This is a genomic window from Maledivibacter halophilus, assembly GCF_900167445.1.
Classification (GTDB): Bacteria; Bacillota; Clostridia; order Peptostreptococcales; family Caminicellaceae; genus Maledivibacter; species Maledivibacter halophilus.
Map to the genome: position 1 here is coordinate 260,178 of NZ_FUZT01000005.1, position 13,721 is coordinate 273,898.

The following is a 13,721-nucleotide window of genomic DNA, read 5'->3' on the forward strand; positions in this document are numbered from 1 at the left end:
ATCACATATATTATACAATTTTGCCAAGTTAGAATTATGAAATTTCCTCAAATATTATATATTATATTTATAAGAACATTTTCTATGCATATATCAATTATCTTACTATTATTTATATCTGATAAATTTAAAGCATCACAAAATAATCACATCTTATTATATGATAAATTATGCTTAGATTCAACAAATTTTTCAGATGTGATTTTTATAAAATATAATAATAGCGCTACTCTAAAAAATTAATAAATTTCTTTGAAAGAATGTAAAAGCCTTCGTTATTTCAGCAAAATTTATTTTAAGTTTTAATATAGCATGACTATAGATAACTATACCTATACATTCTCTTCTCTATCATCTTCCACATTTATTTCTTGATTAATAATATCTTCCTTAATAATATCCTGTTTATTCTTTTCTGTATTATTATTTTTATCAACCTCTTCATTTATCGTTGTGTCATTACTTTCTATAGATTTTGACTCTATTTCTTTTTCTAGTTTTTTGATTTTATTTTGTAATTCTCGAATTTTTAAACTTGACTTAACTTTACTAAAAATCCCTAAAAATGCTACTATTGTGGCACCAAATACAGCTGAACCTAATATAACTATTGCCTGGGAAAACTCAAACTGTTTCCATAATAATTTTATGGTAACCGGATCAGAATTCATAACGGCAAAAATTGAAACCAAAATGGCAAATACAAGGGATAAAATAAATAATATTTGCATAAAAATCACTCCTTAAAGTTGTTTTCTTTAAAGCATATAGTTAATATTCAACAAAATTCCCTTTTATCCTTCTTTCACTTAAAATAACTTTCTTTTATGGAAAAACCCATGAGACCTATTATCTCATGGGTTTACTATAGCTAAAAGGATTCTCAGTATCTACAACCGTAAATCAAACTTTAGAACAATGAAAATTAGTTTTTCCCAATACTTTTTGATAAAGCCCATACAGGACTAGCTATAAATATTGATGAATAAGTTCCTGTAAGAACCCCTGCCAATAGAGGCAATGCAAATTCCTTTATAGATTCAACTCCAAATACAAATAATGCACCAATTACTAAAAGTGTAGTTATAGATGTGTTGATTGATCTAGTCAATGTCTGTTTTATACTTTTATCGGCAATATCAAAATATGTTTCTTTCTTCATGTACTTAAGGTTTTCCCTTAATCTATCAAAAACAACTATAGTATCATTTATTGAATATCCAACTATTGTTAATACTGCTGCAATAAAGGGACTATTTACAGGAATTTTAAATATAGAATATATTGACAACACTATCAATGTATCATGGATAAGAGCAATAATTGCAGCCACACCAAATCTAAGTTGGAATCTATAGCTAATATACAAAAGCATTCCAGCAGAAGCCAATAGAATTGATATCAAGGCCTTATTTCTAATTTCTGCTCCCATTGTAGGTCCAAATTGCTCAGCTTCTCTAAAATCTTCATCCTTATTCAAATTATATTTTTCTTTAAATACTTCAAATATTTCCATTCTTTCTTGATTTGATAGAGATTTCTTAGTTTTTATAATTACTTCTTCTTTATTCTTCCCAGCATGTAATATATCCGCATCTAAATCAAACTGGGATGTTATTTCCCTAATTTCTTCCAATGTAAATTCTTTCCCTATATTAAACTGCATTACGGTTCCTCCAGTAAAATCTATACCAAGATTCATACCAGAAGTAATCGCCATTATCAGTCCTAAAATCATAACAGCTAATGATATAGTAAACCAGATTTTATAATTCTGTGCAATCTTCATCTTTATTCTCCCTTCTATAGATAAATAACTTTAGAGTTATTCTACACCCCAAATAGCTTCTTACTTTTGAATATATCCATTTTTACTATTAATTTTAATAAAAACTTAGTTACAAATACTGCTGTAAACATACTTGCCAATATACCAACCATAAGGGTAACTGCAAAACCTTTTATTGGTCCAAGCCCAAAGTAGTACAATACTATAGCAGCTATAAAGGTAGTAATATTAGCATCTAAAATTGTTCTAATTGCCTTAGCAAAGCCTGAATCTATAGAAGATCTTACCGTTTTTCCATTTCTTAGTTCTTCCTTTAATCTCTCAAAGATAATAACATTGGCATCTACAGCCATACCTACACCTAATATCAATCCTGCTACTCCAGGTAATGTTATTGTTGCATTAAGCCCTATTAAAACAAGAACAACAATTAATATATATATAATCAAAGCAATATCAGCAACAAATCCAGGTACTCTATAGTATATAAGCATAAAGAGAAGTACAAGTAAGATACCTATTTTAGCTGCATCAATGCTTGTCCTAAGGGAATCCATCCCTAAAGTAGGTCCAATTGCTGAAGTTTGAATTTCATGTAAATCAACGGGCAGTGCTCCTCCCCTTATAAGTGCAGCAAGTCTTGCTGCTGAATCCGCTGTAAAACTTCCTGATATAAAAGATTTTCCATTAGGAATTTCTTCATCAACCATTGGGCTAGATATTATCTCATTATCCAATACAATGTGAATCGCTCTCTCTAGATTTACAAGCCTTTTTTCAGGATCATTGGGATCCTGTATATGATAAGGTAATTTTGACAGCTCCCTTGTGGCAATTTGAAATGCCTTTGTTCCTTCATTATTCAGTTCTAATGAGACAATAGGCTCCTGAGTTTCAGGATGGAATCCTAAGGTTGCATTTTTTACCTCTTTACCTGTAAGAACTACCTCTTCCTTTTCTCCTTTTATTCTGACAAATTTCAGTTGAGCAGTTTTACCTATGGAATCAATAGCTTCCTGGGAATCTTTAACCCCGGGTAATTCTATTCTTATTCTCTTATCACCTTCTAAAACAATATTAGGCTCTGTGAGTCCCATTGCATTAACACGTCTAGTTATAACTTCTTTGGTTTGCTCCATTATTTTCTTTAAACTTTCACCTTTTTCATCGGTTTCTGCTTCTAATACAACAAAGGCTCCACCCTTTATATCTAAACCTAATTTCATTGAATCCTTAACAGGTTTAATAGTAAAATTTCCAATTTCAAGTCCTTCTAAAGCAGTATATATACCTGCACCAACTATAGCCAGTACAAGCAGAAAAACAAAAAAGTTTTTTAACTTCATACCCCTTTTCCTCCTAACTTTATTTCACTTTATATTCCTTTGAACTCTTTACATAATGTTTTGCTGATTCTTCTAAACCCTTTACTTCTTCCTCTGTAAGCTTTCTTACTATTTTACATGGAGAGCCAACTGCTAATGAATTTTTAGGAATAGTTTTTCCTGGAGGAACTAATGCCCCAGCTCCTATTATTACATTATCCTCTATAACTGCTCCATCTAAAATAATAGCACCCATACCAATTAAAACATTATTTCCAACAGTACAGGCATGTACTATTGCAGAGTGTCCTATGGTACAACTCTCTCCTATTATTGTTGGCATATCTTTATTTATATGGACAACAGCATTATCTTGTATATTTGTATTTCTTCCTACTTCAATATAACTTTCATCCCCCCTTAGTACACTACCAAACCAAATATTTGCATTTTCTTTAAGCTTTACTCTGCCAATAATTTGGGCTGTCTCAGATATATAACAGCTTTCATGAATATCCGGTTCATAATCAATGTACTTTATTATCATAGCCTATTACCTCCATTTTAAATTTCTTTACTTAGTTTAGCCTTTATATATAGAGAACATTCTATTCTTTTCTTTTCCATCTCACATCCCAATTCATAGGGCTCGTATATATCCTTATTAAAATTATAGGCATTGGCGTGGCAACCTCCACTACAATAAAACTTAGCCCAACATTCTCTACATTTTTCTTTACTGTATACATGAGCATTTTTAAAATTCAATCCAAGTTCTCTGTTTTCAAATCCAGTCAATACATTTCCCATATAAAAATCTTCATTTCCAACAAATTGATGGCAGGGATATATGTCTCCTTGTGGTGTTATAGCCAAATACTCTGAACCTGCACCACAACCACTTAATCTTTTTATAACACATGGACCCTGTTCTAAATCAATCATGAAATGAAAAAAGCTAAAGCCTCTACCTTCTTTTTCTCTACTTATCATTTCTTTAGCCAATCTCTCATATTCATCAAAAATTACCGGCAAATCTTCTTTAGTAAGCTCATAATCCTGTCCCGGTTCAGCCACAACTGGTTCAACCGAGGTGCTTTTAAAACCTAAATCAGCTAAATGCAATACATCCTTTGAAAAATCTAAATTATGCTTTGTGAATGTTCCCCTAACAAAATAACTCTTGTCTTTTCTATTTTTAACTACTTCCTTAAACTTAGGAATAATTATATCATAAGATCCACCTTTATTTACTGTATATCTCATTTTATCGTTAATTTCTTTTCTTCCATCTATACTTAAAACTACATTATCCATATTCTCATTTATAAATTCAATTATTTCATCATTTAATAATACTCCATTTGTAGTTGTAGTGAATCTAAAATTTTTATTTGCTTCTTTTTCTCTTTTTCGTCCATATTCTACTAATTTTTTCACAACATCAAAATTTAATAGTGGTTCTCCTCCAAAAAAATCCACTTCAAGATTCCTTCTATTTCCAGAATTCTCAATAAGGAAATCTAAAGCTTTTTTTCCTATCTCTTCGGTCATAAGACTTCTATCACCCTTAAAATCCCCTTGAGAAGCAAAGCAATATTCACATCTTAAATTACAATCATGGGCAATATGCAGGCAAAGAGCCTTTATAACAGGTTTTCTGTTTACAAAGCTAGAATTTGTAATATATGAGTCTTCACTAAATAATATATCCTGCTTTATAAGACTATCTATTTCTTTAATGGCAGCTTCAATCTCACTGGGACTATATTTTTCCTCTAAAAGTTTAATAACCTCTTCTCTGTCTTTATATGGATAATAATCTAAAACATTATACACTAAATCATCTATAACATGTACCGCACCACTATTTACATCTAAAACAATCATTACATCGTCTATTTTAAATTTGTGTATCATTTTTTTCCCCTTCTTTGTCAAAATTTTAGGTTTCCACTACTTATTTTATTAAATTTGCTTTTATTAATCAAGAACAAGTTTTTTACATGGAAAAGGCAGCCTATACGCTGCCTTTGGTATGTATTATTGATTTTCACATTCCTGATTTGCAACTGTACAAGATGTTTTGCATGCAGATTGACAAGATGTTTGGCATTCTCCACATCCGCCCTTTTCTGCAGATTTCTTAAGTGCTCCGAAGCTCAATGTTTTTATATGTTTCATTTTTTATTCCTACCTCCTATTTTGTCAGTACTACTAAATTATAGCATATAGTCATCACTTATGAAAAGTATTATTTCAAATTCACTCCAATCATTCCACCTATACCCCCTGCTATTATTCCAATAATACCTTTTATTATAGCAAATTTATCTATAGAAAAATCCTTTATCAAAATCCAGCTTAAGATTAATATAAACAATATATATATAGCTCCAGTAAATAGTCCATGGATAAATCCATTCTTCCTAATCTCCTTCGCCGATAATAAACCACTAAAAGCAATACTAAATATTATAATTATAGAAGTTATTAATGGCATTATAGATTCTGATACCGATGTAAATGTTATTATAGCTGCTAAAATTAGCATTATCGCCAATGTAAATATTAATGATTTAACTATACTTTTAAAATATGTCATCCTTGGCATTTTTTCTTTGCTATTAATAAATTTGGCCTTAGCCATATTATTACACCTCCACATAATACTATATAATAAAAATATATGTGAAGAGTCATTATTTAGAACAAAAAAGAGGAGGCTTTAGACCATCCTCTTTTAATTATTATTGATTAGATTTATCTTTTACACTTCCTACAGCCCATTTAGAAATTTGAAGTTTTACCTTGTCAGCACCAACTTCAATAGTTACTAATTCGTCCTTAATACTTAGGACTTTACCATGAACTCCACCTATAGTTATGATATTATCTCCAACCTTTAATTCACTTCTCATTCTTTGAATTTGCTTATTCTTCTTTTGCTGAGGTCTAATCAATAGGAAATAAAAGATACCGAAGAATACAAGCATCATTATTAAACCTGAATACTGCTGCACAATAACTCCTCCTTTTAATTTGTTAACCATATATAATCCATTATAAATCTCCCTTTTTACTTCTCAAACATTGAATTATATACAGTAAGAAAATTTCTTGTTTTTCTTAAATTTTTACATTTACATTCAAGGTAATATATTCAACGAAAAACTCAATTTTCCTCTATTTTTTTATAATTCGTATCCATACTTCTCAAAAAATTCCTTCCTATAATCTAATAAATTGTCATTTCTTATTGCTTCTCTTATATTTTTCATAAGTTTAAGTAAAAAATATAGATTGTGATAAGAAAATAATCTTGCAGACAAAATTTCATTTGCTTTAAATAAATGTCTTAAATATGCTTTAGTATAATTTTTACAGGTGTAACAGTCACATTCGGGATCAAGGGGAGTGAAATCATCAAAATATCTAGCCTGCTTTATTGTTATTCTTCCCTGACTCGTCATAGCTGTACCATTTCTAGCTATTCTGGTAGGTAAAACACAATCAAACATATCTACTCCCCTAATTGCTCCTTCAATTAAGCAATCTGGGCTTCCAACACCCATTAAATATCTTGGCTTATCCTTTGGCATCAAAGGCGTTGTATATTCAAGGATTTCATACATGAGAGGCTTAGGCTCTCCTACACTTAATCCCCCTATAGAATATCCCGGAAAATCAATTTCCGTAATTTCCTTTACGCTTTGCTCCCTTAGCTCCTTATACATTCCCCCTTGGATAATACCGAAGAGGGCTTGAGTATCAGTCTTTTTATGGGCCTCCTTACATCTTTTAGCCCATCTAGTTGTTCTCTCTAAAGAATTCTTAACATATTCTCTATCTGATGGATAAGGAGCACATTCATCAAAACACATCATAATATCAGATCCCAAAGAATTTTGTATTTCTATGGCTTTTTCAGGACTTATGAAATGCTTTGACCCATCAATATGAGATCTAAACTCCACGCCCTTCTCAGAAATTTTTCTTAAATCCCCTAAGCTGAAAACCTGAAACCCTCCACTATCGGTAAGTATTGGCCTGTCCCAATTCATAAACTTATGAAGTCCACCTGCTTTTTCAACTAGTTTATGTCCAGGTCTTAAATATAAATGATATGTATTACTAAGTATTATTTGAGATTCTATTTCCTTTAACTCCTCTGGAGTCATGGATTTAACAGTTGCTTGTGTGCCTACAGGCATAAAAATTGGCGTTTCTATTACCCCATGGGGCGTATGTAATTTTCCTAATCTAGCGCCACTCTGTTTGCATTCTTTTATTAGTTCATATCTTATAGCCATTTTTTCCTCCTAAATAATTAACATTGCATCTCCAAAACTAAAAAATCTATATCTTTCCTTTACAGCTTCATTATATGCCCTTAAAACATTCTCTCTACCTGCCAAAGCACTTACAAGCATTATAAGGGTTGATTCTGGCAGGTGAAAATTTGTTAATAGTCCATCGATTACTTTAAATCTATATCCTGGATAAATAAATATATCTGTCCAGCCATTTCCTTCTCTTATCCTACCATCACTATCTCCAAGGGTTTCTAAGGTTCTTGTGGCAGTAGTTCCAACAGATATTATTCTCCTGCCATCAGCTTTTGTGCCATTTATCAGATCGGCGGTTTCTTTACTTACCATGTAAAATTCTGAATGCATTTTATGTTCAAGTATATTTTCCGCCTTTACAGGTCTAAATGTTCCTAGACCAACATGTAAAGTTATATAGGCAATTTTTACACCTCTATTTTTTAACTCCTTTAATAAATCCTCCGTAAAGTGAAGACCTGCCGTTGGAGCAGCTGCTGATCCCCTGTGCTTGGAATATACCGTCTGATACCTTTCTTTGTCCTCAAGCTTTCTGGTAATATAGGGTGGAAGAGGCATATTACCTAGTCTATCTAAAACCTCTTCAAAAATTCCTTCATATGTAAATTCTATTATCCTTGTTCCTTCCTCAGCCAGGTCAACAATTTCTCCAGTAAGCTCCTTACCGTTTCCAAAGAAAAACTTAGAACCAATTTTAGCTCTTTTACCAGGCTTAACTAATGTCTGCCACTTATTTTTATCTATTCGCTTTAAAAGTAAAAACTCTACATTTGCTCCTGTATCCTTTACACCAAAAAGTCTTGCAGGTATTACTCTGGTATCATTAAGAACTAAACAGTCTCCAGCCTTTAAAAAACCCAATACATCTCTAAAACTATTATGACTTACTTTTCCAGTTTCCTTATCAAGCACCATTAATCTAGATTTATCTCTTTCCTTTAAGGGAACCTGAGCTATTAATTCCTCCGGTAAGTCAAAGTAAAAATCACTTGTTTTCATTTCAAAAACTCCTATTCTATTGTTGTTCCAGTATAATAATGCTTAAGTATATCCTCATATTCATATCCTAGTTCAGCCATTTTTTTTGCTCCCCATTGACTCATTCCTAATCCATGTCCATATCCCTTTCCATTAAATATATATTTTTGGGGCCCTGATGAAGATGACACATGATCATCCCCATTAGATATTCTATATGTATTACCTCTGGAAGTTTTTTTAGATTCATCTGCCGATAATATAACCAAATCATCCATTGACTTTCTTTCTACATTGGACATATCAGAGGACATAATGTAATGATCTGCATTTGTACTAATATGAAAATTCATACTCTTTATTACTGTAGGTCCAAATATAGTTCTTGTCTTTCCCTTTGCCAAATTTATTTCTCTTATACCATCACTTATTATCAGGCTGAGTACTCTTCCATTATCCGAATACTCTTCCACATATATATCCTTTATTTTTCCGATATTGAAGCCAGCAGAATTCAATATTTTTTCTATTTCTCCTTCTTCATATACCTTTGTCCAGCTGCTGTTTGGTCCTCCCAGTGAAAAATCATCCTTTACTCCTCTAATATAAGGCAGCTTAGCACTCCATACATTTTCACTATCCTCTGTATATCCTCCACTATTGGCATGGTAAAAAGGTGTTATTATTTTACCATCATATGTTATAACTTTTCCGGCAGTTTCATTAACCGCCATATTAGTTTTTGGCTTCTCAGCTTCATATCCTCCATAGGCCTGGCAATTAGTAGTAGTACATAAATTAAAGCCTAAATCCTGATGTTTATTTATAGTAGAAATAGCATAACTCCGAGCTGCAACAGCCTGGGCCTTCAAAGCTTCCAACGGTGAATTATCTGTCATTTCCTCTGGAAGAACTCCATATAAGTACTTTTCTAGATCCAAATAATTTATTACGGTCATATCACTACCTGGAAGTCTCTTAATAACTATTCCTCCACGGTACTTTTTCCCATCAACAGTTATTATATCATTTCCATTCTCATCATTAAATGATATAAAATTAAATTCCAGCTGTGAACTATCATAGGCTAAAAGTGGTCTTTCTCTTCTATCCAAAACAACAACACTTTCACTATTAGGTTTTACAAGTTTTAATTTTTTATGATTGATTTTGCCAGTCTGTCTAATAAATTCTTTAGCATCTCTCTCTGAACTATACAATCCAATATATATTTTCCAATTCCTTTCATAAGCTGGATAATAAGAACCTCCACTTAATTCATCTAAAAAATCCTCCATTTCTTCCCTAGATGAAAAACTATCCCCTACTTGTATCTTATAATAATCATCCTTTTTTATCTCCATAATTTCTACACTCTCAAAATCACACAAAGAATAAAACCTATCATCTTCAAAATATCCAAATTCAAAACCCTTCTTAGAATGTAAATTTACTGAAGAAGCAGAATTACTACCAAATTTTAGTCCTATTTTAATCATACTTGGTATTTCGTTTTTGCTAAGTCCAAAAGAAACACTGGTGCCTAAAAATATAATTATTATAAGCATGTATAAAATATATATTTTCTTTTTCATCTTGTCTCCCCTTTTATAGATAACCAACATCAAATTTATATTACTTAAGGGTTGATTATCTTTATTAGAATTTATAAATTATCTTCTAAAAAATAGATTTCCTATTAATGTTAAAATAATACTAATTATAACACATGTTAATATTGGAAAATAAAAAGTTACATTGCCTTTTTTGATAAAAATATCCCCAGGTAAGCGTCCAAGACCTAATTTACTGCCATAGGTAATTATCATACCTATGATCACAAGAGTGATTCCAAGAGAAATAATTACTTTTCCAATAGATCCCATAGTTTCTCATCTCCATCTCTTTGGTGAAAATCTAATCCCATATGCTCATAGGCCTTTCTAGTTAATATTCTACCCCGAGGAGTTCTTTTAATAAATCCTAATTGTAACAAAAACGGTTCAATAACATCTTCTACAGTATTTTTTTCTTCGCCGGTAGATGCAGATAATGTATCTAATCCAACTGGACCTCCATCGAATTTTTCTATCATTGATACAAGTATCTTTCTGTCAACTCCATCCAGTCCTAAATCATCTACTTCTAACATCTTCAAGGCTTTTTTTGCAATATCAAGATTTATATATCCATCTTCAACAACTTGTGCAAAATCCCTTACTCTTTTTAATAACCTATTAACAATCCTTGGAGTTCCTCTACTCCTTTTGGCTATTTCTAGAGCAGCTTCATCACTAATAGGTACATCCAATAATTTAGAAGATCTTTGGACAATAGTTTTTAAATCCTTATTACTATACAAATCCAACTTACAAATTACTCCAAATCTATCTCTCAAAGGAGATGTTAACATTCCAGCCCTTGTTGTGGCCCCTATCAAGGTAAACTTAGGTAGTTCTATCCTCACTGATCTGGCACTAGGACCCTTTCCTATAATAATATCCAGAGCATAATCCTCCATAGAAGGGTATAAAACCTCTTCAACACTACGACTAAGCCTGTGAATCTCATCAATAAACAAAACATCATTCTCCATTAAATTGGTAAGTATTGCAGCTAGATCCCCCGGCCTTTCTATAGCAGGGCCAGAGGTGATTCTTATATTTACACCCATCTCATTTGCAATTATATTTGAAAGTGTCGTCTTTCCAAGTCCTGGTGGTCCATATAAAAGCACATGATCCAAGGCTTCTCCCCTCATCTTTGCAGCATCTATAAATATTTTTAATTTGTTCTTTACCTTGTCTTGTCCTATATATTCCTTCAGGCTTTTGGGTCTTAGGCTTCCTTCTACTTCATTATCATCTTCCCTTAAGGTTGGAGTTACTATTCTATTTTCATCTAATTCATTGGCCATTTCAATCCATCATCCTTCCTATTTTACTAGCATCTTTAAAGCCTGCTTTATCATTTCCTCAATTGGAAGATTATCGTCTATACCCTTCATTGCTTTTTGAGCTTCAACTTTACTATAACCTAACGACACAAGAGCTTCAATAGCTTCATCATTTTCTGTATTCATATTTATTATATTTTTTTCAAAATCAATGGATTCTAAAGATTTAAATTCATCACTTTTATCTACTTTATCCTTTAGCTCTAAAATAATTCTTTGGGCGGTTTTCTTTCCTATTCCCGGTGCACGGGTCAAGCTAGTTACATCACCAGCTGACAAAACATTTAATAATTGCACATATGGCAAAGAAGACAATATTCCTAAAGCCACTTTCGTTCCAACACCTTTAACTGTTCTCAGCAAATCAAATACTTTAAGCTCTGCTCTGGTGCTAAAACCACAAAGGCTGATATCATCCTCCCTAACAATCATCTGAGTATATACTATAGCATTATCACTCTTACCATTCAAGTCAGCAACTGTATAGGCAGAAGTAAGTACTTTATAACCAATTGAATTATTCTCTATCACAACATAATCCTGACCTATGTATTCTATTTTTCCTTTAATAAAATCTATCAATTATATCACCTCTTTATGTTTAAGTCCTAAACAAGATTTCAAATATTTCTAATTTTAAACATTTTTGCTTCTCTTTATAATAACATATTTATATTATAGTTTGTATATATTACCCATTCTACCGGTATGAGCATGGCTTATGGCAACGGCCAATGCGTCTGCAACATCATCGGGCTTAGGTATGTCCTTTAGATTTAAAAAGGTCTTCACCATTAATTGAACTTGTTTTTTTTCTGCTCTACCATAGCCAACTACACCTTGTTTTACCTGTAGGGGAGTATATTCAAAAATATCTACATTTTTATTGGCAGCAGCTAAAATTGCCACTCCTCTGGCTTGTCCTACTGCTATGGCAGTCTTAACATTTTTATTGAAAAACAATTCTTCAATAGCAACTGCATCGGGTTTATAAGTATCCAATATTCTTTCCAATTCACTGTAAATCTTCTTTAGCCTATCGGGTGTAGCTTGCTTAGAATCAGTAAGTATAGCACCATAATCCAATGTCTTAAAGGAGTTACCATTATATTCTATTATACCATATCCAAGTATTGCAATTCCTGGGTCAATTCCTAAAATAATCATTATTAATATCCTCCATTATAAAAATTAGTAACACAAACATATATTCGATAAAAAAACTATGAATTCCTTCTTTTATCTTCATTATTTTCTTTGAAATATATCTTAAGTTTTACTATGGGAAATCTATATAATAATAAAAAAAGATGTACCAATTAGTACATCTAACTACTATAATCTTCTATAATTCTATATAACTCTTCTTGACTTTTAGCTAATATCCCTTTATTTAGTTTCTCTTTATCAGTTTCACTTAGGGTTGATATTGATATATCCGTTTCTTCATATAGTACCTTTTTACCGGACTCATCAATCTTATACACCACTATGTATCCATCTTTGTTTTGAACAAAATAATAATTAGGGTTATAGCCATCTACTTCCCTGAACAATGAGGCGGATTCAGTAGAAATACTTCTTAATTGCCAATTCTCATAGTTACTTTCAATATATTCTCTAAATTCATTTAAATTCACACCTATTACATTAACAGGAATCTTGGCCTTTTTAGTTTCTACTTCACCAGTCTTTGCATAATAGGTATTGAAAACAATCTCTGAATCCTCATTTACTTCTTCATTAGGATTTGTGATTTTATCTTCATCATTTTTAATTACTATATCAGCTGCCTCACCTTGCAGATCTTCATTATTTTTATTATTAGTGGGATTGTTTTTGTCTATTTTACTATTATCTTCTGTTTTACTAATATTCTGGGGTCTGTTCAATTTCTTATTATTGGATATATATCCATAGGTAAACCCAGCAAAAAGAAGCAAAATGCAAACCACAAATACTATACCACCTCTATTTCTTCTTTTCCTGTAATACAATATTATTTCCTCCTTTCATATTTGAAAGTTATATATGCTAATCTAGGGTACTATTCTATGTCATTTAGTATTTTAGCCATTTTAAAACATTTTATACAAAATTATGGAATTAGAATTTTGTTTTAATATCTTTTACAATTAATCGACATTTTTTGATAATTTTAATTTTTATGTTGACATTTCATGTCACATTGGGTAGAATTATATTATAATATGTTTAAACACGCATGCAGTACTTTTGAACCTACTTTGGTTCATTTTTTCTTTTTTGTAATTTCCATTTTACTTAAGAAAAACGGAAAGACCCCAATGTGAAAAAAACATTGG

Annotated in this window: 16 protein-coding genes; all 16 read right to left on the bottom strand. The window is 31.5% G+C overall.

All coding sequences use genetic code 11. From position 1 onward, the window contains the following. Nucleotides 1–332 precede the first annotated feature (332 nt). The 16 genes from B5X81_RS11505 to B5X81_RS11575 all read right to left on the bottom strand — a co-directional run bounded on the left by B5X81_RS11505 (nucleotide 333) and on the right by B5X81_RS11575 (nucleotide 13,394). Nucleotides 333–731, bottom strand: a complete 399-nt coding sequence (locus tag B5X81_RS11505; protein WP_079491880.1) for a LapA family protein — start codon at nucleotides 729–731, stop codon at nucleotides 333–335. A 194-nt stretch (nucleotides 732–925) separates the two neighbouring features. Further along, nucleotides 926–1,789 (bottom strand): protein translocase subunit SecF, encoded by an 864-nt coding sequence (gene secF, locus B5X81_RS27045; protein WP_139380309.1) that lies wholly within the window; start codon nucleotides 1,787–1,789, stop codon nucleotides 926–928. Nucleotides 1,790–1,830: 41 nt separating this feature from the next. Beyond that, entirely contained in the window at nucleotides 1,831–3,135 is a 1,305-nt protein-coding gene (gene secD, locus B5X81_RS27050; RefSeq protein ID WP_139380310.1) for a protein translocase subunit SecD, read from the bottom strand. 19 nt (nucleotides 3,136–3,154) lie between these two features. Then, the gene (locus B5X81_RS11515) at nucleotides 3,155–3,661 is read right to left on the bottom strand and encodes a gamma carbonic anhydrase family protein (protein ID WP_079491881.1); all 507 of its coding nucleotides are present in this window, start codon (nucleotides 3,659–3,661) and stop codon (nucleotides 3,155–3,157) included. 17 nt (nucleotides 3,662–3,678) lie between these two features. Further along, complete coding sequence (gene scfB / locus B5X81_RS11520; protein ID WP_079491883.1) at nucleotides 3,679–5,034, bottom strand: thioether cross-link-forming SCIFF peptide maturase; 1,356 nt, start codon at nucleotides 5,032–5,034, stop codon at nucleotides 3,679–3,681. Nucleotides 5,035–5,157: 123 nt separating this feature from the next. Further along, nucleotides 5,158–5,298, bottom strand: a complete 141-nt coding sequence (scfA, locus tag B5X81_RS11525) for a six-cysteine ranthipeptide SCIFF (protein WP_079491884.1) — start codon at nucleotides 5,296–5,298, stop codon at nucleotides 5,158–5,160. Between the two features lie 70 nt (nucleotides 5,299–5,368). Beyond that, on the bottom strand, nucleotides 5,369–5,764 hold the full coding sequence (locus B5X81_RS11530; RefSeq protein ID WP_170917385.1) for a TIGR04086 family membrane protein: 396 nt from the start codon (nucleotides 5,762–5,764) through the stop codon (nucleotides 5,369–5,371). A gap of 100 nt (nucleotides 5,765–5,864) precedes the next feature. Next, nucleotides 5,865–6,113 carry a preprotein translocase subunit YajC gene (yajC, locus tag B5X81_RS11535; RefSeq protein ID WP_408606796.1) on the bottom strand — a complete coding sequence of 83 codons (249 nt, stop codon included), beginning with the start codon at nucleotides 6,111–6,113 and terminating at the stop codon, nucleotides 5,865–5,867. 195 nt (nucleotides 6,114–6,308) lie between these two features. Then, nucleotides 6,309–7,427, bottom strand: a complete 1,119-nt coding sequence (gene tgt / locus B5X81_RS27420) for a tRNA guanosine(34) transglycosylase Tgt (RefSeq protein ID WP_079491888.1) — start codon at nucleotides 7,425–7,427, stop codon at nucleotides 6,309–6,311. A gap of 9 nt (nucleotides 7,428–7,436) precedes the next feature. Further along, nucleotides 7,437–8,462 carry a tRNA preQ1(34) S-adenosylmethionine ribosyltransferase-isomerase QueA gene (gene queA, locus B5X81_RS27425; protein WP_079491890.1) on the bottom strand — a complete coding sequence of 342 codons (1,026 nt, stop codon included), beginning with the start codon at nucleotides 8,460–8,462 and terminating at the stop codon, nucleotides 7,437–7,439. Nucleotides 8,463–8,473: 11 nt separating this feature from the next. Continuing rightward, the gene (locus B5X81_RS28760) at nucleotides 8,474–10,036 is read right to left on the bottom strand and encodes a SpoIID/LytB domain-containing protein (protein ID WP_170917386.1); all 1,563 of its coding nucleotides are present in this window, start codon (nucleotides 10,034–10,036) and stop codon (nucleotides 8,474–8,476) included. A 78-nt stretch (nucleotides 10,037–10,114) separates the two neighbouring features. After that, nucleotides 10,115–10,327, bottom strand: coding sequence for a DUF2905 domain-containing protein (locus B5X81_RS11555; protein ID WP_079491893.1), 213 nt, complete (start codon nucleotides 10,325–10,327; stop codon nucleotides 10,115–10,117). Beyond that, on the bottom strand, nucleotides 10,306–11,358 hold the full coding sequence (gene ruvB / locus B5X81_RS11560; RefSeq protein WP_079491894.1) for a Holliday junction branch migration DNA helicase RuvB: 1,053 nt from the start codon (nucleotides 11,356–11,358) through the stop codon (nucleotides 10,306–10,308). Before ruvB ends, B5X81_RS11555 begins: the two co-directional genes overlap by 22 nt. Nucleotides 11,359–11,376: 18 nt before the next feature. Next, entirely contained in the window at nucleotides 11,377–11,979 is a 603-nt protein-coding gene (ruvA, locus tag B5X81_RS11565) for a Holliday junction branch migration protein RuvA (protein WP_079491896.1), read from the bottom strand. Between the two features lie 93 nt (nucleotides 11,980–12,072). After that, nucleotides 12,073–12,564, bottom strand: coding sequence for a crossover junction endodeoxyribonuclease RuvC (ruvC, locus tag B5X81_RS11570; protein ID WP_079491897.1), 492 nt, complete (start codon nucleotides 12,562–12,564; stop codon nucleotides 12,073–12,075). Between the two features lie 161 nt (nucleotides 12,565–12,725). Next, complete coding sequence (locus B5X81_RS11575) at nucleotides 12,726–13,394, bottom strand: BofC C-terminal domain-containing protein (protein WP_170917387.1); 669 nt, start codon at nucleotides 13,392–13,394, stop codon at nucleotides 12,726–12,728. Between the last annotated feature and the right edge of the window lie 327 nt (nucleotides 13,395–13,721).